This window comes from Massilia brevitalea (assembly GCF_030711405.1).
In the GTDB taxonomy this organism is placed as follows: Bacteria; Pseudomonadota; Gammaproteobacteria; order Burkholderiales; family Burkholderiaceae_D; genus Telluria; species Telluria brevitalea.
The window spans coordinates 30480-47548 of the sequence record NZ_JAULSI010000024.1 but is presented as its reverse complement, the minus strand read 5'-3'; the positions used below and the strand labels follow the sequence as shown (position 1 = coordinate 47548).

15 protein-coding genes are annotated in these 17069 nt (G+C 64.9%); 9 read left to right on the top strand and 6 right to left on the bottom strand.

The genetic code is table 11. From position 1 onward, the window contains the following. Positions 1 to 52: 52 nt before the first annotated feature. The 5 genes from QWL29_RS16180 to QWL29_RS16160 all read right to left on the bottom strand — a co-directional run bounded on the left by QWL29_RS16180 (position 53) and on the right by QWL29_RS16160 (position 5933). A complete protein-coding gene (locus tag QWL29_RS16180; RefSeq protein ID WP_305823943.1) occupies positions 53 to 1621 on the bottom strand; it encodes a glycoside hydrolase family 10-like protein in 1569 nt (522 codons plus the stop codon). Between the two features lie 77 nt (positions 1622 to 1698). Further along, positions 1699 to 2853, bottom strand: a complete 1155-nt coding sequence (locus QWL29_RS16175) for an acyltransferase family protein (RefSeq protein WP_305823900.1) — start codon at positions 2851 to 2853, stop codon at positions 1699 to 1701. A gap of 19 nt (positions 2854 to 2872) precedes the next feature. Beyond that, on the bottom strand, positions 2873 to 4138 hold the full coding sequence (locus tag QWL29_RS16170) for an MFS transporter (RefSeq protein WP_305823899.1): 1266 nt from the start codon (positions 4136 to 4138) through the stop codon (positions 2873 to 2875). A 63-nt stretch (positions 4139 to 4201) separates the two neighbouring features. Next, entirely contained in the window at positions 4202 to 5083 is an 882-nt protein-coding gene (locus tag QWL29_RS16165) for an N-acetylmuramic acid 6-phosphate etherase (RefSeq protein ID WP_305823898.1), read from the bottom strand. Positions 5084 to 5189: 106 nt separating this feature from the next. Then, positions 5190 to 5933 (bottom strand): GntR family transcriptional regulator, encoded by a 744-nt coding sequence (locus QWL29_RS16160; protein WP_305823897.1) that lies wholly within the window; start codon positions 5931 to 5933, stop codon positions 5190 to 5192. A gap of 156 nt (positions 5934 to 6089) precedes the next feature. Between QWL29_RS16160 and QWL29_RS16155 the strand changes: the two genes are divergently transcribed. Next, positions 6090 to 7385: a serine hydrolase domain-containing protein gene (locus QWL29_RS16155; protein ID WP_305823896.1), complete on the top strand. Its 1296-nt coding sequence runs from the start codon at positions 6090 to 6092 to the stop codon at positions 7383 to 7385. Positions 7386 to 7518: 133 nt separating this feature from the next. Continuing rightward, positions 7519 to 8754: a D-amino acid dehydrogenase gene (locus QWL29_RS16150; protein ID WP_305823895.1), complete on the top strand. Its 1236-nt coding sequence runs from the start codon at positions 7519 to 7521 to the stop codon at positions 8752 to 8754. Between the two features lie 17 nt (positions 8755 to 8771). On the opposite strand, the gene QWL29_RS16145 is transcribed toward QWL29_RS16150, so the two are convergent. After that, positions 8772 to 9947 carry an ATP-binding protein gene (locus QWL29_RS16145; protein ID WP_305823894.1) on the bottom strand — a complete coding sequence of 392 codons (1176 nt, stop codon included), beginning with the start codon at positions 9945 to 9947 and terminating at the stop codon, positions 8772 to 8774. Between the two features lie 132 nt (positions 9948 to 10079). Between QWL29_RS16145 and QWL29_RS16140 the strand changes: the two genes are divergently transcribed. The 7 genes from QWL29_RS16140 (at position 10080) to bioD (ending at position 17068) form a co-directional block, all read left to right on the top strand. Beyond that, positions 10080 to 10643 carry a YdeI/OmpD-associated family protein gene (locus tag QWL29_RS16140; protein ID WP_305823893.1) on the top strand — a complete coding sequence of 188 codons (564 nt, stop codon included), beginning with the start codon at positions 10080 to 10082 and terminating at the stop codon, positions 10641 to 10643. A gap of 166 nt (positions 10644 to 10809) precedes the next feature. Beyond that, entirely contained in the window at positions 10810 to 11268 is a 459-nt protein-coding gene (locus QWL29_RS16135) for a YchJ family protein (protein ID WP_305823892.1), read from the top strand. A gap of 15 nt (positions 11269 to 11283) precedes the next feature. Next, complete coding sequence (locus QWL29_RS16130; RefSeq protein WP_305823891.1) at positions 11284 to 12891, top strand: carboxyl transferase domain-containing protein; 1608 nt, start codon at positions 11284 to 11286, stop codon at positions 12889 to 12891. A 9-nt stretch (positions 12892 to 12900) separates the two neighbouring features. Continuing rightward, positions 12901 to 13686 carry an enoyl-CoA hydratase/isomerase family protein gene (locus QWL29_RS16125; RefSeq protein WP_305823890.1) on the top strand — a complete coding sequence of 262 codons (786 nt, stop codon included), beginning with the start codon at positions 12901 to 12903 and terminating at the stop codon, positions 13684 to 13686. An 18-nt stretch (positions 13687 to 13704) separates the two neighbouring features. Next, on the top strand, positions 13705 to 15045 hold the full coding sequence (bioA, locus tag QWL29_RS16120; protein ID WP_305823889.1) for an adenosylmethionine--8-amino-7-oxononanoate transaminase: 1341 nt from the start codon (positions 13705 to 13707) through the stop codon (positions 15043 to 15045). 2 nt (positions 15046 to 15047) lie between these two features. Next, positions 15048 to 16229 carry an 8-amino-7-oxononanoate synthase gene (gene bioF / locus QWL29_RS16115; RefSeq protein ID WP_305823942.1) on the top strand — a complete coding sequence of 394 codons (1182 nt, stop codon included), beginning with the start codon at positions 15048 to 15050 and terminating at the stop codon, positions 16227 to 16229. 44 nt (positions 16230 to 16273) lie between these two features. Further along, positions 16274 to 17068 (top strand): dethiobiotin synthase, encoded by a 795-nt coding sequence (bioD, locus tag QWL29_RS16110; RefSeq protein WP_305823941.1) that lies wholly within the window; start codon positions 16274 to 16276, stop codon positions 17066 to 17068. Position 17069 lies beyond the last annotated feature (1 nt).

Genomic DNA, 17069 nt, shown 5'->3' with positions numbered 1-17069 from the left:
TTGAACGCGTGGACGGCAAGCCGCCTCCCGTGGCCCGGTCTACCCTACGAATTTACTTGCTCCACACCCGAATACGGTCGCTCTCGTTCCCGAGGCGATCCACGGCACTCACGAACACGGCATCCGCCGGTCCCAGCCGCCCATCGTCATTCAGCGTCCAGTCCACCTTCGAAGCCGGCACCACGTGGAATTTCCACTCGTTGCCATGCCGCTCCCACACCGTGTACAGCGCATTCGCCTTGCCCGCCGTGAACCTCAGGGCCATGCCGCGCGCCTGGCGCGTTGCCTTCACCGCCGGCAATCCCGGCTTCTCGCTGCCCAGCCACGGCGTGGCCGGCACCAGCGCCGGGCTTGCATACGACTGGGTGCGCAGCTGGTCGCCGATGCCCTTGCGGTTCTGCATCAGCGCAACCATGCTGAAGTGCACGTGCCCACCGGCCTGCGGACGCGAACGGGTCACGCTGATCTGGTCCAGGATCTCTTGCGGCTGGTAATCCTTGGTCGGCGCGCCGATGCGGCTGGTGAACAGGCCCGGCCAGATGTGGCGGCCCATCGTATTCTGGCCGATCCAGTAATCGAGCAGCACGTCATACGATTGCGCCTTCTGCGAGCGCGCCCAGTACAGCTGCGGCGTGAAGTAATCCAGCCAGCCTTTCTGCAGCCAGAGCTCGGCATCCGCATACAGCTTGTCGTACTGCGAGAAGCCGGCAATGCCTGGTGGACGGCGATCCGGACGGCCCAGGCCGAACGGGCTGATGCCGAAGCGCACCCAGCTCTTTTCGCGGTGGATGCCCTTGTACATGTCCTCGATCAGGTGGTCGACGTTCTGGCGGCGCCAGGATGCGCGGTCGAGCCTGCCGCCGCCGGCCAGGTAGCGGTCCCAGGCCGGGGTATCCGGGAAGTCGAGCTCGGCCTTGGTGGCAGGCTTGCCGTCCAGCGCCGCCTGGTTGCCGGCCACGGCCGGGGTCGCTTCGATCGGGTAGGGATAGAAGTAATCGTCGAGGTGCACGCCATCGATGTCGTAGCGGCGCACCACATCCAGGATCACGTCCAGGGTCTGCTTCGATGCCGACTCCTCGCCCGGGTCCATCCACATGAACTTGCCGTAGCGTTTGACGGCCGCCGGATTGCTGCGCGTGATGTGGTTGCTGGCTGCCGGCGAGCGGGCGCCGTCGTGGCGGGCGCGGTAAGGGTTGAACCAGGCGTGCAGCTCCAGGCCGCGCGCGTGCGCCTCGGTCACCCAGAACTTCAGCGGGTCGTACCAGGGCTGGGGCGCCTTGCCCTGCGCGCCGGTCAGGTATTCCGACCACGGCTCGATTTGCGAGGCATAGATGGCGTCGGCCGACGGGCGCACCTGCAGCACGATGGCGTTCATGTTCATCAGCTTGGCGCGGTCGAGGATGGCGACGGCCTCGGCCTGCTGCTGGGCCGCGTTCAGGTTCTGCCTGCTCGGCCAGTCGATATTCGCCACCGTCGACACCCAGGCGGCGCGGAATTCGCGCGGCGCAGCCGGCGGCGTATCGCTGCTGCCGATGATGCTGCCGTCCGGCAGGGTGGCGTGTTGGGTAGTCGGCGTCGAGCACGCGCCCAGGAAGCCGCCCATGGCCAATGCGCCGACCATGCCGGCCAGCGTCAACGCGCGTCGTTTCTTATCAGCTTGCACTACCAGTCCCCTTATTCTTTCCAGTGTTTCGAGTTCTATACTTTGACAAACCACTTCCGGCGCCACATGAGCCAGGCAACGGCGAACATGCAGGCATTGAACAGCAGTGCATGCAGCAGCGAGCTGTTCACCGCCCCGATCGGCAAGTCGCGCAGCGGCGCATACAGCATGCGGCCGAGCGACACCGTGGCGCCATCGGGCCCCATCAGCTTGATGAAGCCGAGCATCTTCGCTACCAGGCCGGACAAGGCGAAAATGAACAGCGCATTCATGCCGTAGATCTTGAACGGCCTGGCCCAGCGCGCCGCCGCCTCGCGCAGCGCGCGGTGGGGGTTGGCGTCGAGCAGCCAGAAGAAGGCGCAGAATAGTAACAAAGCCCAGCCCGTCATCAGGAAACAATAGGACGGTGTCCACAGGCTTTTGTTGATCGGCATGAGGATGGCGTCGAGCACCACGCCCAGCCAGACGAACAGCAGGCCGGCCAGCAGCATCCACACGATCTGCTCGGTGCGGTCCAGCTTCGAGAGCAGGAAGCGCCCCGCCAGCACGCCGAACAATTGGCTGCACAGGGCGGGCAGGGTGCTGAACAATCCCTCCGGGTCCCAGGTTTTGGATTGCACCCACATGTGGCCGTCCAGCAGCATGCGGTCGATATACGCGCCGAAGTCCTGGCCCGGCTCCAGCACGCCGGCGCCGATGCCGGGCACGGGATAGAACAGCATGGGCGCGCTGTACAAACTCAGCAGGACGGCGATGATGGCCAGCTGCATGCGCCAGCCGCAATACACCACGATGGGCGCGGCCAGCAGGGTGCACAAGGCGATCCGTTGCAGCACGCCGGGGATGCGCACGGTATCGAGGTCGAAATGCGGGATGAAATTCAGCAGGAAGCCGATCAGGAAGATCAGGCAGGCGCGTTTGGCGAGTTTCAGCAGCAGTTGCGGCTTGTCGGCCCCCAAGGCGGCCAGGCGCCCCAGCGACAGGGCCATGGCCAAGCCGCCGATGAACAGGAAGAAGGGAAAGATGGTGTCGGTGAAGGTCCAGCCGTGCCACCTGGCGTGTGCCAGCTGGGCGTACAGATGGCGCCAGTCGCCGGGATTGTTCACCAGCACCATGGCGGCGATGGTGAAGCCGCGGAAGGCGTCGAGCGAGTCGAGACGGCCGGGTGTCGCTCCACCTTGGCCGCTCATGGAGTCGACGCCTTCGCTATCACTTCTTGCCGAACTCCGGATCGATCTTCACCAGCGCCGCCATGATAAAGGCCGGGATCGTGGCCAGGCAGGTCCAGATGAAGAAGTTCTTATAACCCAGGAATTCCTGCAGCGCGCCACTCCACATGCCCGGCACCATCATGCCCAGCGCCATGAAGCCGGTGCAGATCGCATAGTGCGCCGTCTTGTGCTCGCCCTCGGCCACCATGATCATGTACAGCATCATGGCCGTGAAGCCAAAGCCATAGCCAAATTGCTCGACCGCGAGGAAAGCCGAAATCAGGTAGAAGTTCGAAGGCTGCGCCTGCGACAGGTACACGAACACCAGGTCGGGCAAGTGCACCGCGAACACCATCAGCCACAGGCAGCGCTTCAGGCCCAGGCGCGAGATCAAATAGCCGCCGGCCAATCCGCCGATGGTCAAGAAAATGATGCCGATGGTGCCGTAGGCGATGCCGTACTGGGCCGTGCTGAGGCCCAGGCCGCCCTGTTCGATCGGGTCCTTGAGAAAAGGCGCCACCAGTTTCAGCAGCTGCGACTCGCCCAGGCGGAAGGTCAAAATGAAACCGAGGATCAGCCAGATGTCGCGCTTGGCGAAGAAGGCGCCAAAGGTGCCGAAGAATTCGGCGAGCGGGTTGGTGCCGCGCGCCACGGCGTGGTCTTCCTTCGGACGTGGCAGCGCCAGCTGGTGCCAGGCGAAGGCCAGCGCAAAAAAGCCGGCCAGGATGAACAGCACGATAGCCCAGGCCTGGTGCGCGTCGCCCAGCGACACCGCCAGGTAGCCGGCCAGCACCACCAGCGGACCTTGCCCGGCCAGCGTCGCCAGGCGATAGAAGGTGCTGCGCACGCCAACAAACGCGGCCTGGTCCTTCTGGCGCAGGCCCAGCATGTAGAAGCCGTCGGCGGAAATGTCGTGGGTCGCGGAACTGAAGGCCATCAGCCACATCACGGCCAGGCTGACGCTGAAGAAGGCCGGCAGGTGCAGCACTGCACCCACTGCCACCAGCGAGGCGGCAATCACCAGTTGCAGGCATACCGTCCAGCCGCGCTTGGTGCCGAACATGTCGACCACGGGCGACCACAGCGGCTTGATGACCCAGGGCAGGTAGAGCAGGCTGGTATAGAAGGCGATGTCGGTGTTCGAGATCCCCATGTCCTTGTACATGATGACCGACAGGTACATCGCCACCACGTAGGGAATGGCCTGGGCAAAATACAGCGAGGGCACCCACAGCCACGGACTTTTCGCTTGCGAAGTGTGCATAAGGCTTTCGTGATCGGATGAAGAGAACCGCTGCGCCCGCCCTGGCCGGCCCTGAGGGCTTGCTTACCCGGCCAGGGCTTGCCGCACGCTGCCGCGCGCCGCTTCCAGGGAGGCGCGTGCTTCCTCGACACCAGTTTGTTTGGACAAGGCCACGATGGCGGTCTTGACATGGAAATCGCACTGTTCCAGCACGGCGCGCGCGGCCTCTTCATCGGCGCCGGTGGCGAACGAGGTCAGGCGGATGGCGCGGCGTACCAGCTTGGCGTTGGTAGCCTTCAAGTCTACCATCAGGTTCCCGTAAACCTTGTTCAAACGCACCATCAAGGCACTCGAAAAACTGTTCAGGGCAATCTTTTGCGAGGTGCCGGCTTTCAGGCGGGTGCTGCCGGAAATGATCTCGGCGCCGGTGTCGAGCGTGATGCCGATCTCGGCCTCCAGCGCAATCGGCGCGTCAAGATTGTTGGCAAAGCCGATCGTCAGCGCCCCGGCCGCACGCGCGGCGCGCAGCGCGCCCAGCACGTAGGGGGTGGCGCCGGAGGCGGCGATCAGCAGCACGACGTCGTTCGCCATCACCTCCACCGAGCGCAGGTCGGCCGCGCCCTGGACGATATCGTCCTCGGCGCCTTCGACCGCCATGAACATGGCGTCACTGCCGCCGGCCAGCAGGGCCACGGCGCGGCCATGCGGCCAGGAAAAGGTGGGATACAGTTCCACGCTGTCGAGCAGGCCCAGGCGGCCCGAGGTGCCGGCGCCCACATAGATCAGGCGTCCGCCCGCTTCCATGCGCGGCACGGCGGCGGTAACGGCGGCGGCCAGGCGCGGCGCGGCGGCGCGTACCGCGTTCACCGCGTTCAGCTGGTCATCGACCAGCGCGTTCACCAGCTCCGCGGTCGGATACTGGTCGAGCTGGGCATGGTCCAGGGCAGGCGTTTCGGTCTTCAGCATGGTCGCGGCCGTTTGGCAGGATTATCGATAAAACCAGTGTAATACCAATTACAGGCGGCTTCCCATGAAAGGAAAGGCCGTCATTATTCCGAAAAGTTATGCGGCCCTAGCTGAGCGCGCGCCGCAATTCGGCCACGAAATCGTAGTAATCGCTGCGGCAATACGAATGGGTCAGCTCGACGGCGACGCCCGATTCCAGGTAGCCGACGCGGGTGATGAACAGCACCGCCTGGCCTTCCGGCACGCCCAGGCGCTCGGCCAGCTCCTTCGGCGCATTCATGGCGCGGATGTGCTGCAAGGCGCGCACCGGCACCTGGCCGCCGCGCTCGAGGTGGGCATACAGCGAATGCGACACCTCCTGCGGCTGCGGCAGTACCGAGGCCGGGATCACGCTGGTCTCGTAGGCCATCACTACCTCGTCGGCCAGGCGCAGGCGCTCCAGGCGCGCGACGCGGGCGCCTGGCGACAGGCCGAGGGCCAGCTGCTCGTCGCCATCGGCGGCCACTACCTCGCGCTTGAGCCAGTGCGAGTTCGGTGTGTAGCCACGCTGCTGCAATTGCTCGGAAAAACTGGACAGGTTCGACAGCGGCTGCTCGATACGCGGCGCAATGTAGTTGCCCGAGCCGCGGCGGCGCACCACCAGGCCCTGCTCGACCAGCTGGTCGATGGCCTTGCGCGCGGTCACGCGCGAGACGTCGAGCGTTTCCGACAGGGTGCGCTCGGAAGGCAGGGCCTGGTCGGCCTGGTAGCGCCCCTCGCGCACATCCTGCATCAGCTTGCGCGCCAGCTGCATGTACAGGGGAGAATTGTCGTTCAGGTCGATCCTGAAGTCTGTAAAAGGCTGGTTCATGTGCCCAAGTGTAAGCCAGCGCCGCGCCCGCAGCGGCGAAATTTGTCGCGGTGTGCGCCAGCGCCATAGCGAAAACTTATGATGCAGTCACGGCATTTCATTGGCGAGCCGGGCAATCGCTGCCTATGCTCGGGCCACGACTCGGAAAGGACAGGCATGCACCAGGGCAGGCGAACGGTATTGGGATGGGCCTTGTTGAGCGCGCTCGAACCCGTGTGGGCGGCCGCGCCGGGCGGCAGCCCCTCGCATGCGGGATTGGACCGCGCACTGGCGGCGATTACCGCGGACCCGGCCTGCGCGCTGGCCAGCCTGTCGGTGCTGGCGATCCGCGACGGCAAAGTGGCATATGAAGGCGCCTTTGGCCGGCGCCGGATCGGTAACGGTGAGCCCGATCTGCCCGCCACCCCAGGCACCCTGTACCGCATCGCCTCGGTCTCGAAGCTGATGACCACGCTCGGCCTGATGCGCCTGGTGGAAGAAGGAAAATTCGACCTCGACGCCGACGTTTCCGGCTACCTCGGTTTCACGCTGCGCAATCCGCATTTCCCCGAGCGCGCCATCACCCTGCGCCACCTGCTGACCCACACCTCCTCGCTGCGCGACGAGGCCGGCTACTCCTTCCCGGCCGGCACCTCGCTGCGCAGTTTCCTGGTACCGGGGAGGCCCGCCACGTACGCCAGGGAAGCCGGTCCCGGCGACTGGTTCACCTACTGCAACCTCGGCTGGGGCCTGATCGGCACGCTGATGGAGCGCGCCACGGGCGAACGCTTCGATCGCCTGATGCGGCACCTGCTGCTCGATCCGCTGGGCCTGGACGCCGGCTATAACCCGGCCGAGCTGCCGCCGGCGGCGCTGGCGAACCTTGCCACCCTCTACCGCAAGCGCACGGTCGATACCGAAGTCTGGAATGCGGACGGGCCCTGGATCGCCCAGGCCGACGATGTGCGTCCACCGGCGCCGCCGCCCGGCCTCGACCGTTACGTCATTGGCGAGAACGCCACACCCTTCAGCCCGACCGGCGGCCTGCGCATCTCGGCGCGCGGCCTGGGCGTGGTCATGCGCATGCTGATGGACGGCGGCGTCCATGGAGGCAAACGCATCTTGGGGGCCGCGACCCTGGAGCGCATGTTCGCGCGCCAATGGACCGCGAACGGCAGCAACGGCGACACCCTGAACGGCTTCTTCAATGCCTGGGGCCTGGGCAATGCCCAGTTCCCCGACCAGCCGGGCATGCGCCTGGTGGACGGCAGTTTTGATGCCGTCGGCCACCTGGGCGACGCCTACGGCTTGCGCTCGGTATTCGCGTTCGACCGCAAGCGCCGCAATGGCCTGGTGGTGCTGGTGGGCGGCACGTCAAGCGACCCGGGTGCGCGCAAAGGACGCTACTCGGCCCTGGCCAGCTTCGAGGAAAGCATTCTTACGAGCATGTTTCGGCACGTCATCGCCACCTGAGACAGGGATCCGCATGCGCCTTGCATGGAATACATGACTGCCGGTTATGGCGTGGCTTGTCACTTTCATTGGCTTGCAACCGGGCCGAGCGCCTAAGCTCTTCCCTTATGTCAGCAAATAAAAGTGGGTCGGGATGCAACAAGTAATTGTCATCGGCGGCGGTGTCGTCGGCCTGACCTCGGCCTGGTGGCTGCTCGAGGCCGGCTACAAGGTGACCCTGGTCGAGCGCGCGTCCGACGTGGCGAGCGGCGCCAGCCATGGCAATGGCGGCCAGCTGAGCTACCGCTACGTCTCGCCGCTGGCCGACGCCGGCGTGCCGCTGAAAGCCGTCCAGTGGCTGTTCCAGGAACACGGCCCGCTGCGCTTCAGGCCCGAACTCGACCTGCGCCAGTGGACCTGGCTGGCCAGCTTCCTCGGCCAGTGCACGGCCGCCGCGAACCGGCGCACCACCGCCAAGCTGCTGGAACTGGGCGAATTGTCGCGCGCCGGCATGCAGCAGCTCGGCGCCATCATTTCTCCCGACGAATTCGACTGGCGCGACGCCGGCAAGCTGGTGGTCTACCGCTCCTCGAAGATCTTCGAGCAGGCCGCCGGCAAGGCCACCGCCGGCGACATCTGGACCGGCGCCGAATGCGCCGCGCGCGAACCGGCGCTGGCGGCGGCGCGCAGCCTGCTGGCCGGCGGCATCTATAACGCCGGCGAAGCGGTGGCCGACTGCTACGCCTTTTGCGTGGCCCTGGCCGAACGCGTGCGCGCGCATCCACGCTTCGGCGGCTTCGTCCACGCCGAGGTGCGGGGCCTGGCGGTGGCCGGCGGACGCGTGACCGGCCTGGACACCAGCATCGGCCCGCTCGGCGCCGATGCCTATGTGCTGGCGGCCGGCATCCAGAGCCGCGCGCTGGCCGAGCATGCCGGCATCAAGCTGCCGCTGTACCCGCTCAAGGGCTACAGCCTGACCGCGCCGATCCGCTCCACCGACACCGGCCCCCAGATCAGCGTGACCGACTTCGAGCGCAAGGTGCTGTACGCGCGCATCGGCAACAAGCTGCGCGTGGCGGCGATGGTCGACATGGTGGGCGAAGACCTGACGCTGGACCCGAAGCGCGTGGGCAGCCTGACGCGCCAGGTGCAGGAAACCATGCCGCACGCGGCCGACTACAGCCAGGTGACCGCCTGGGCTGGCTTGCGCCCGGCCACGCCGAACAGCGCACCGATTGTCGGCGCCACGCCGCTGTCGAATTTGTGGCTGAACGTTGGGCACGGGCCGCTCGGGTTTACCTTTGCGGCCGGCACTGCCCAATTGTTAAGCAGCCTGATGCAGGGGAAGGCGCCGCCGTTTGCGCTGGAGATGCTGGCGCTGCAAACGTAACAGGAAGCTCCCCGAGGTCAACCAAGCGTGGCCAGATTGCGGATCAGGTAATCGTTAAACATTGGCACAGTGAATGCAATGTCGCCATGAGAAGGACTGTAAATCATGCCTTTGCTGATGATCTGTGCACGCCGCGGTCCGAGACTTTGTGCCGTTTCGCCAAGTGCATCGGCGATATCGGAAGAACGATAAGGGCCATTTCCTAATCTCGCCATCGCAAGGACATACTCTCGTTCCTTAGGCGTCAAGCGGTCGAAGCGCACCTTGAAAAATCCCTCATCCAGGCGCTTGAGCGTTATCGCTTCAGCTTGCTTTGCGTTGTCGAGCGTGATGGTATTTCCTGCGGCCAGATTCCAGGATTGGTGCCCCCACTCCTGCAAAAAATATGGGTAGCCCCTGGTCTTTTGATAAATCTCGGTCAGTGCATCGTCATCGATAGCGGCACCTTCTTCATTCACGGGCTGACGAATCGCCGCTTTGGCGTCCGCTTCCGGCAAGGCCCCCACATCGGGATAATGAAACAGCCGCTCGGCATAGGACTTGGCCTCTCCTGACAGCGCTGCAACCTGCGGCAGCCCGGCACCGAAAAAGAGGACAGGCAGACCAGCTTGATTGATCTTGTGCAACGCAACGATGAGCGCAGCCAAATCTTTTTGGCTGAGGTATTGCACTTCATCGATGAGAAGTGTCCAGGCTTTCCCGGCAGCCTTGGCTGCTTCACCGATACGCACAAACAGCTCAGGGAGATCGTTTTCCAGGTCACCGCTGTCGGCTACCCCTACTTCAGGCTCGACGGCGATCGCGACATCGCCGTATTCGAATTTGAATACCGAGGCGAACGACCTGAGTGCCCGCATCGCATCATATGCCTTGGCTTTGGCGTTATCGGCCAGGGACAGTTTACGAAGTACCTGATGGATGCGCGGTAACAACTGCTCACCCAGGGATTTATTTTCCGGCGCCTCGATAACGGACGTAAGATGGCCACGCTCCCGCGCCATGCTGTCGACCGCATTCAAGAGCACCGTTTTGCCTACGCCACGCAGACCAAGAAACATTTGCGAGCGACTGGGCTTGCAGAGCATGGCACGTTCGATAGCAACACGCGCGTCTTCGATAATGGTTTGCCGTCCCGCCAACTCAGGAGGTTGACTGCCTGCCCCGGGAGCGAAGGGATTTCGAACAGGATCCATTGAACTCACCTCTAGAAATATATAACTAAGTATAAGGTGATTGTCTTATACTTCGATAGATTGTTGTAGATTGTTGTAGATTGTCGTAGAGCCCGATGCCAGGGCGTATCCCACATCGCTCGCTGGAGTGCCATGTCTGAGCCTGTATTTTTCTCCAACGCTCTTGGTTTTCGCATCTGGCTGGAAGCGCACGCCGATTCGGCGAGCGAACTGCTGGTCGGCTTCCACAAGGTCGGCAGCGGGCAGCCCAGCATGTGCTGGCCGGAGTCGGTGGACGAGGCGCTGTGCTTCGGCTGGATCGACGGCCGGCGCCGGGGCATCGACGACACGGCCTATTCGATCCGCTTCACGCCGCGCAGGGCAGGCTCGATCTGGAGCGCGGTGAACATCGCCAAGATGGACGCATTGCGCGCCGCCGGACGCATGCGGCCCGAAGGCGAACGCGCCTTTGCGCTGCGTACCGAAGCGAAGTCCGGCATCTATTCGCACGAGCAGGCGCAGGCGGCCGAGCTGGCCGAATCCGAACTGCAGGCATTCCGGCGCGACGCCACGGCCTGGGCCTATTTCGAGAAGCTGCCGCCGGGCTACCGCAAGACGGTGCTGCACTGGATTACCACGGCGAAGAAGCCGGAAACACGGGCCGCGCGCCTGGGGAAGCTGATGCAGGCCTGCGCCGCAGGCGTGCGCCTGCCCTGAAGCTGCCAGCAGTCCGCCAGGATATCCGGCCAGGCATGTGCTGCCGCACCCAACATTTGTTTGGGCTATAAACATTTGTTTGTATGGCAAACATTTGTTTGTCCGGTCATTGGCTCCGCAGCCACGCCGAGTGCGCCGCTCCATGGAAATCGCGGATAATCCGCGCATGCCTACTTCGAAAAAATCGCCTGGAACCTGCCCCTGCGGCGGTCCTTCGCTGGCCGCCTGTTGCGGCCCCTACATTGCCGGCGACAGCTTGCCGCCGACCGCCGAAGCCCTGATGCGCTCGCGCTACACCGCCTACACCCAGCGCAACGAGGATTACCTGCGCGCCACCTGGCACCCGAGCACCCGTCCGCAGGACGCCATCCTGGATAAAGACGAGCACCTGCGCTGGCTCGGCCTGGAGATAAAATCTGCTTTACGTTTACGTCAACGTAAAGCAGAATTGCCGGATCATCCAGGTAGCGATGCCGATAGCGACACCGTCGAATTCGTCGCCCGCTTCAAGGTGGGTGGCCGCGCACACCGGCTGCATGAGACCAGCCGCTTCCTGCGCGAGCCCGACCCGGCCATCGGCGGCACGCCGCGCTGGTTCTACCTGGACGGCACTTTTCCCGAATAAAACTAGAGAGACGGCATGCCCCACATCGAGAGCAAACTTAATCCGCGCAGCGACGATTTCAAAGCCAACGCCGCGGCCATGCAAACCATCGTCGATGACCTGCGCGCCAAGGTGGCGGCGATTGCCGAAGGCGGCGGCGAAGCAGCCCGCGCCAAGCACGTGGCACGCGGCAAATTGCTGCCGCGCGACCGCGTGCAGATGCTGCTCGATCCGGGCACGCCCTTCCTCGAGTTTTCCCAGCTGGCCGCGTACGAGATGTATGAGGGTGCTGCGCCAGCCGCCGGCATCATCACCGGCATCGGCCGCGTGGCCGGCCAGGAATGCGTGATCGTCTGTAACGATGCCACCGTCAAGGGCGGGACCTACTACCCGATGACGGTCAAGAAACACCTGCGCGCCCAGGAGATCGCCGAGCAGAACCAGCTGCCCTGCATCTACCTGGTCGACTCCGGCGGCGCCAATTTGCCGAACCAGGACGACGTCTTCCCCGACCGCGACCACTTCGGCCGCATCTTCTACAACCAGGCAAATCTGTCCGCCAAGGGCATCCCGCAGATCGCGGTCGTCATGGGTTCCTGCACCGCCGGCGGCGCCTATGTGCCGGCGATGAGCGACGAATCGATCATCGTCAAGGAACAGGGCACCATCTTCCTCGGTGGCCCTCCCCTGGTGAAAGCGGCCACCGGCGAAGTGGTGAGCGCGGAAGACCTGGGCGGCGGCGATGTCCACACCCGTTTGTCGGGCGTGGTCGACCACCTGGCGCAGAACGACCTGCACGCGCTGTCGCTGGCGCGCACCATCGTCTCGAACCTGAACCGGGTGAAACCGGTGCAGGGCGCGACGCGCGAGGTGGTGGAGCCGAAGTACGCGCCGCAAGAACTGTATGGCGTGATCCCGGTCGACACCCGCAAGCCCTTCGACGTGCGCGAAGTGATCGCGCGCGTAGTCGACGGCAGCGAGTTCGACGAATTCAAGGCGCGCTATGGCACGACCCTGGTCTGCGGCTTCGCCCACATCTACGGGGTAAAAGTCGGCATCATCGCCAACAACGGCATCTTGTTCTCGGAGTCGGCGCTGAAGGGCACCCACTTCATCGAACTGTGCTGCCAGCGCAAGATTCCGCTGGTCTTCCTGCAAAACATCACCGGCTTCATGGTCGGCCGCAAGTACGAAAACGAGGGCATCGCGCGCAACGGCGCCAAGATGGTGACGGCTGTCGCCACCGCTTCGGTGCCGAAGTTCACGGTCATCATCGGCGGCAGTTTTGGGGCCGGTAACTACGGCATGTGCGGCCGCGCCTTCTCGCCACGCTTCCTGTGGATGTGGCCGAACGCGCGCATTTCCGTGATGGGCGGCGACCAGGCAGCGTCGGTGCTGGCCACCGTCAAGCGCGACGGCATCGAGGGCAAGGGCGGCCAGTGGTCGCAGGACGAAGAAGCGGCTTTCAAGCAGCCGATCAAGGACCAGTACGAACACCAAGGCCACCCTTACTATGCGTCGGCGCGCCTGTGGGACGATGGCGTGATCGATCCGGCCGATACGCGCATGGTGCTGGGTTTGGGTTTGTCGGCCGCGCTGAACGCGCCGATCGAAGACACGAAGTTCGGCGTCTTCCGCATGTAAGGAATGAAAATGGACTACCAAACCCTCAGCATCGCGATTGCCGACAAAGTCGCCACCGTCACCCTGAACCGCCCCGAGCTGCGCAACGCCTTCAACGAAGCGGCAATCGCCGAACTGGCGCTCGCTTTCGATGAACTCGGCCGCAACGAACTGGTGCGCGCCATCGTGCTGGCCGCGAACGGCCCGGCCTTCTGCGCCGGCGCCGATTTGAACTGGATGAAGAAGATGGCCGGCTACTCGCACAGCGAGAACCAGCTTGACGCCGCCCGCCTGGCCGACATGCTGCGCACGATTTACCTGTGCCCGAAGCCCACGATCGCCAAGGTGCAGGGCGACTGCTACGCCGGCGGCATGGGCCTGGTTGCAGCCTGCGACATCGTGGTGGCCGCCGAAGGAGTAAACTTCTGCCTGTCCGAAGTGAAGCTGGGCCTGATCCCGGCGACGATTTCGCCGTATGTGATCAAGGCGATGGGCGAGCAGGCCGCGCGCCGTTACTTCATCACCGCCGAGCGTTTCGACGCCGCCGCGGCCGCGCGCATGGGCTTTGCCCACGAAGTCGTGACGATGGAGGCGCTCGATACCACCGTGGCCGGCATCGTCAAGTCGCTGGTGTCGAACAGCCCGCACGCGGTGGTGGAAGCGAAAAAGCTGGTGCGCGAGGTGGTCGGCAAGCCGGCCGACGAGGCGATGGTGCTCGACACCGCCCAGCGCATCGCGGCCATCCGCGCTTCGGACGAGGGACGCGAGGGCGTTTCTTCCTTCCTGGAGAAGCGCAAGCCGTCATGGCTGAACTAGAGAAGTATTGGATTCATTTTGAAGCATCAAACATCGTCCGACTGGATCGCACGCAGCCTGCGCAGCGTGTGGCACCCCTGCACGCAAATGCAGCACCACGAGGAAGTGCCGCTGATCGCGGTCAGCCACGGCAAGGGTCCGTGGTTGTATGACCACGAGGGCAAACGCTACCTGGACGGCATCAGCTCCTGGTGGGTGAATTTGTTCGGGCACGCCAACCCGCGCATCAACGCGGCACTGAAAGACCAGCTGGATAAACTCGAGCACGCGATGCTGGCCGGCTTTACCCACGAGCCGGTGATCGAACTGTCGGAACAACTGGCCGCCCTCACCGGCCACGCGCTGGGCCACGCTTTTTATGCGTCCGACGGCGCCTCGGCGGTCGAGATCGCGATGAAGATGAGTTTCCATACCTGGCGCAACGCCGGCTATCCGAATAAACAGGAATTCGTCTGCCTGCAGGGCAGCTACCACGGCGAGACCATGGGCGCACTGTCGGTCACCGACGTGCCGCTGTTCAAGGATGCCTATGGCCCGCTGCTGCGCGCTTCGCACGTGGTGGCCTCGCCGGATGCGCGCAATGCCGTCGAAGGCGAATCGTCGCAGGACGTGGCACGGCGTGCGCTGAAGGATGTGGAAAAGCTGTTCGAGGAACGTGGGGAGAAGATTGCCGCCATCATCGTCGAACCGCTGGTGCAGTGCGCCACCGGCATGGCGATGTACGACCCGCTCTACCTGGAACTGCTGCGCGAGCTGTGCGACCGCCACCACGTGCACCTGATCGCCGACGAAATCGCGGTCGGCTGCGGCCGTACCGGCACCTTCTTCGCCTGCGAGCAAGCCGCGATCTGGCCGGACTTCCTGTGCCTGTCGAAAGGCATCAGCGGCGGCTATTTGCCGCTGTCGCTGGTCCTGTCGACCGATGAAATCTACCAGGCCTTCTACAGCGAAGACATCACGCGCGGCTTCCTGCACTCGCACTCCTACACCGGCAATCCGCTGGCCTGCCGCGCGGCGCTGGCGACGCTGCAGATCTTCCAGGAAGACGACGTGTTGAACCGCAACCGCGAGCTGGCGACCAAGCTGACCGTGGCGCTGGCGCCGCTGGCCGAGCACGAGCGCGTGCGCCACTTCCGCCAGCGCGGCATGATCTTCGCGTTCGACGCCATCGAGCCGGATGCCGCGCGTGCATCGACCTTCTCGCGCCGCTTCTTCACCGAAGCCCTTGAAAAGGAACTGCTGCTGCGCCCGATCGGCCGCACCGTCTACATGATGCCGCCGTATGTGCTGAACGATGAGGAGATCGAACTCCTCGCGATCCGCACGCAGAGCGTGTTCGAGTCGGTGATCGGGTCGTGAGCATGGACCTGATCGACAAGGTGCAGGGCAAGCTGGCGGCGCTGGACGCGCAAAGCCTGACGCGCCGCCGCCGCATTGCCGATACGGCCTGCGCGCCAGAGCAGACGGTCGACGGCCGCGCCATGCTGGCCTTTTGCAGCAACGATTACCTGGGCCTGGCGAATCACCCGCGCGTGGTGGAAGCGCTGCAGGAAGGCGCGCGTTTGTACGGCGCCGGCAGCGGCGCTTCGCACCTGATCAGCGGGCATAGCCGCGCGCATGCGCTGCTGGAGGAGCGCCTGGCCGCCTTCGTGGCGCCGAACCTGGTCGATGCGCGTGCCCTGTATTTCAGCACCGGCTACATGGCGAACCTGGCGGTTCTCACCGCGCTCGGCGCCGAACCCGACGCGATGATCTTCTCGGAAGCGCTGAACCACGCCTCGCTGATCGATGGCGCCCGCCTGGCGCGTGCCGGCGTCAGTGTCTATCCGCATGGAGACGTCGACGCATTGCGCGGGCAACTGGAAGCGAGCAGCGCCGGCACCAAGATCGTCGTCACCGACAGCGTCTTCAGCATGGACGGCGACCTGGCGCCGCTGCCGGCCTTGCTGGCCCTGTGCGAGCAGCACGGCGCCTGGCTGGTGGTCGACGATGCCCACGGCTTCGGCGTGCTCGGCGCGCAAGGACGCGGCGCACTCGAACACTGCGCGCTGCGCTCGCCGAACCTGGTCTATGTCGGCACGCTGGGCAAGGCGGCCGGTGTGTCGGGTGCTTTCATCGCCGCGCATGCCAGCGTGATCGAGCTGCTGGTGCAGCGCGCCCGGCCCTACATCTACACCACGGCTTCGCCGCCGGCGATTGCCCATGCGCTGCTTACCAGCCTGGACATCATCGCAGGCGAGGAGGGTGCAAGCCTGCGTGCGCAGCTGGCCGCACTGATTGAGCAGCTCGACAGCGAACTGCAGCTGACCCGCTGGCAGCGCCCGGTGTCGCACACGGCGATCCAGCCGATCGTCATCGGCGCGAATGAGGAAGCCTTGCGCGTGGCGGCCAGCCTGCATGCGCAGGGCCTGTGGGTGCCGGCGATCCGTCCACCTACCGTGCCGGCAAACACGGCGCGCCTGCGCGTTACGCTGTCGGCCGCGCATACCCGTGAACAGGTCGCGCAACTGGCGCAGGCCATCAACCAACTGGAGGCCATGTGAGCCGCAACCTGACCGAACCCCAGGACCCGGCGGTCGACACCGCCATCGCACCGGTGCTGGCGCCGCCCGAACCCGAGGAAGCGCTGAAACCTGCGCCGCTGGAAGCCCTGGCCGCCGAAGGCATTCCATCGCGCTTCTGCTGCTTCGTCACCGGCACCGACACCGAGATCGGCAAGACCCTGGTCTCCGCCGCGATCCTGCACAAGCTGGTCGAAAGCGGCCAGCGCGCCTGCGGCATGAAGCCAGTCGCCGCCGGCGCCGAGCTGCGTGACGGCGAACTGCACAACGACGACGCCGACATGCTGATCGCCGCCGGCAACGTGCACCTGCCGCAAAACATCACCACGCCCTTCATGCTGCGCGAACCGGCGGCGCCGCACATCGCCGCCGCGCTGGAAGGCGTGACCATCGAAGCGGTGCCGATCCTGGCCGCCTACACCGAAGTCCTGGCCGCGTCCGACGCGGTGGTGGTCGAAGGCGTAGGCGGTTTCCGCGTGCCCTTCAATGACACTTTTGATAGCGCCGACCTGGCGGCCCAACTGAACCTGCCGGTGATCCTGGTGGTCGGCATGCGCCTGGGCTGCATCAGCCACGCCCTGCTGACCGTGGAAGCCATCGTCGCGCGCGGGCTGGTGCTGGCCGGCTGGGTGGCCAACACGGCAGACCCCGACATGCGCTTCTTCGACGAAAATATCGAGGCCTTGGCGGCGCGCATTCCCGCGCCCCTGCTCGGCGTCGTGCCGCGCCTCGAACAAGCCACTGCCGCCAACGCGGCCCAATTCATCGATCTCGCGGGACTGCCGGGCTGGCCGTCGTCGCGAGGCTCTGCTTCAAATTAAG

Bases quoted from the DNA above. Each gene is read 5' to 3' on its own strand.
- QWL29_RS16180 (WP_305823943.1), bottom strand. From the start codon at position 1,621: ATGGTCGGCGCATTGGCCATGGGCGGCTTCCTGGGCGCGTGCTCGACG.
- QWL29_RS16175 (WP_305823900.1), bottom strand. From the start codon at position 2,853: ATGAGCGGCCAAGGTGGAGCGACACCCGGCCGTCTCGACTCGCTCGAC.
- QWL29_RS16170 (WP_305823899.1), bottom strand. From the start codon at position 4,138: ATGCACACTTCGCAAGCGAAAAGTCCGTGGCTGTGGGTGCCCTCGCTG.
- QWL29_RS16165 (WP_305823898.1), bottom strand. From the start codon at position 5,083: ATGCTGAAGACCGAAACGCCTGCCCTGGACCATGCCCAGCTCGACCAG.
- QWL29_RS16160 (WP_305823897.1), bottom strand. From the start codon at position 5,933: ATGAACCAGCCTTTTACAGACTTCAGGATCGACCTGAACGACAATTCT.
- QWL29_RS16155 (WP_305823896.1), top strand. From the start codon at position 6,090: ATGCACCAGGGCAGGCGAACGGTATTGGGATGGGCCTTGTTGAGCGCG.
- QWL29_RS16150 (WP_305823895.1), top strand. From the start codon at position 7,519: ATGCAACAAGTAATTGTCATCGGCGGCGGTGTCGTCGGCCTGACCTCG.
- QWL29_RS16145 (WP_305823894.1), bottom strand. From the start codon at position 9,947: ATGGATCCTGTTCGAAATCCCTTCGCTCCCGGGGCAGGCAGTCAACCT.
- QWL29_RS16140 (WP_305823893.1), top strand. From the start codon at position 10,080: ATGTCTGAGCCTGTATTTTTCTCCAACGCTCTTGGTTTTCGCATCTGG.
- QWL29_RS16135 (WP_305823892.1), top strand. From the start codon at position 10,810: ATGCCTACTTCGAAAAAATCGCCTGGAACCTGCCCCTGCGGCGGTCCT.
- QWL29_RS16130 (WP_305823891.1), top strand. From the start codon at position 11,284: ATGCCCCACATCGAGAGCAAACTTAATCCGCGCAGCGACGATTTCAAA.
- QWL29_RS16125 (WP_305823890.1), top strand. From the start codon at position 12,901: ATGGACTACCAAACCCTCAGCATCGCGATTGCCGACAAAGTCGCCACC.
- bioF (WP_305823942.1), top strand. From the start codon at position 15,048: ATGGACCTGATCGACAAGGTGCAGGGCAAGCTGGCGGCGCTGGACGCG.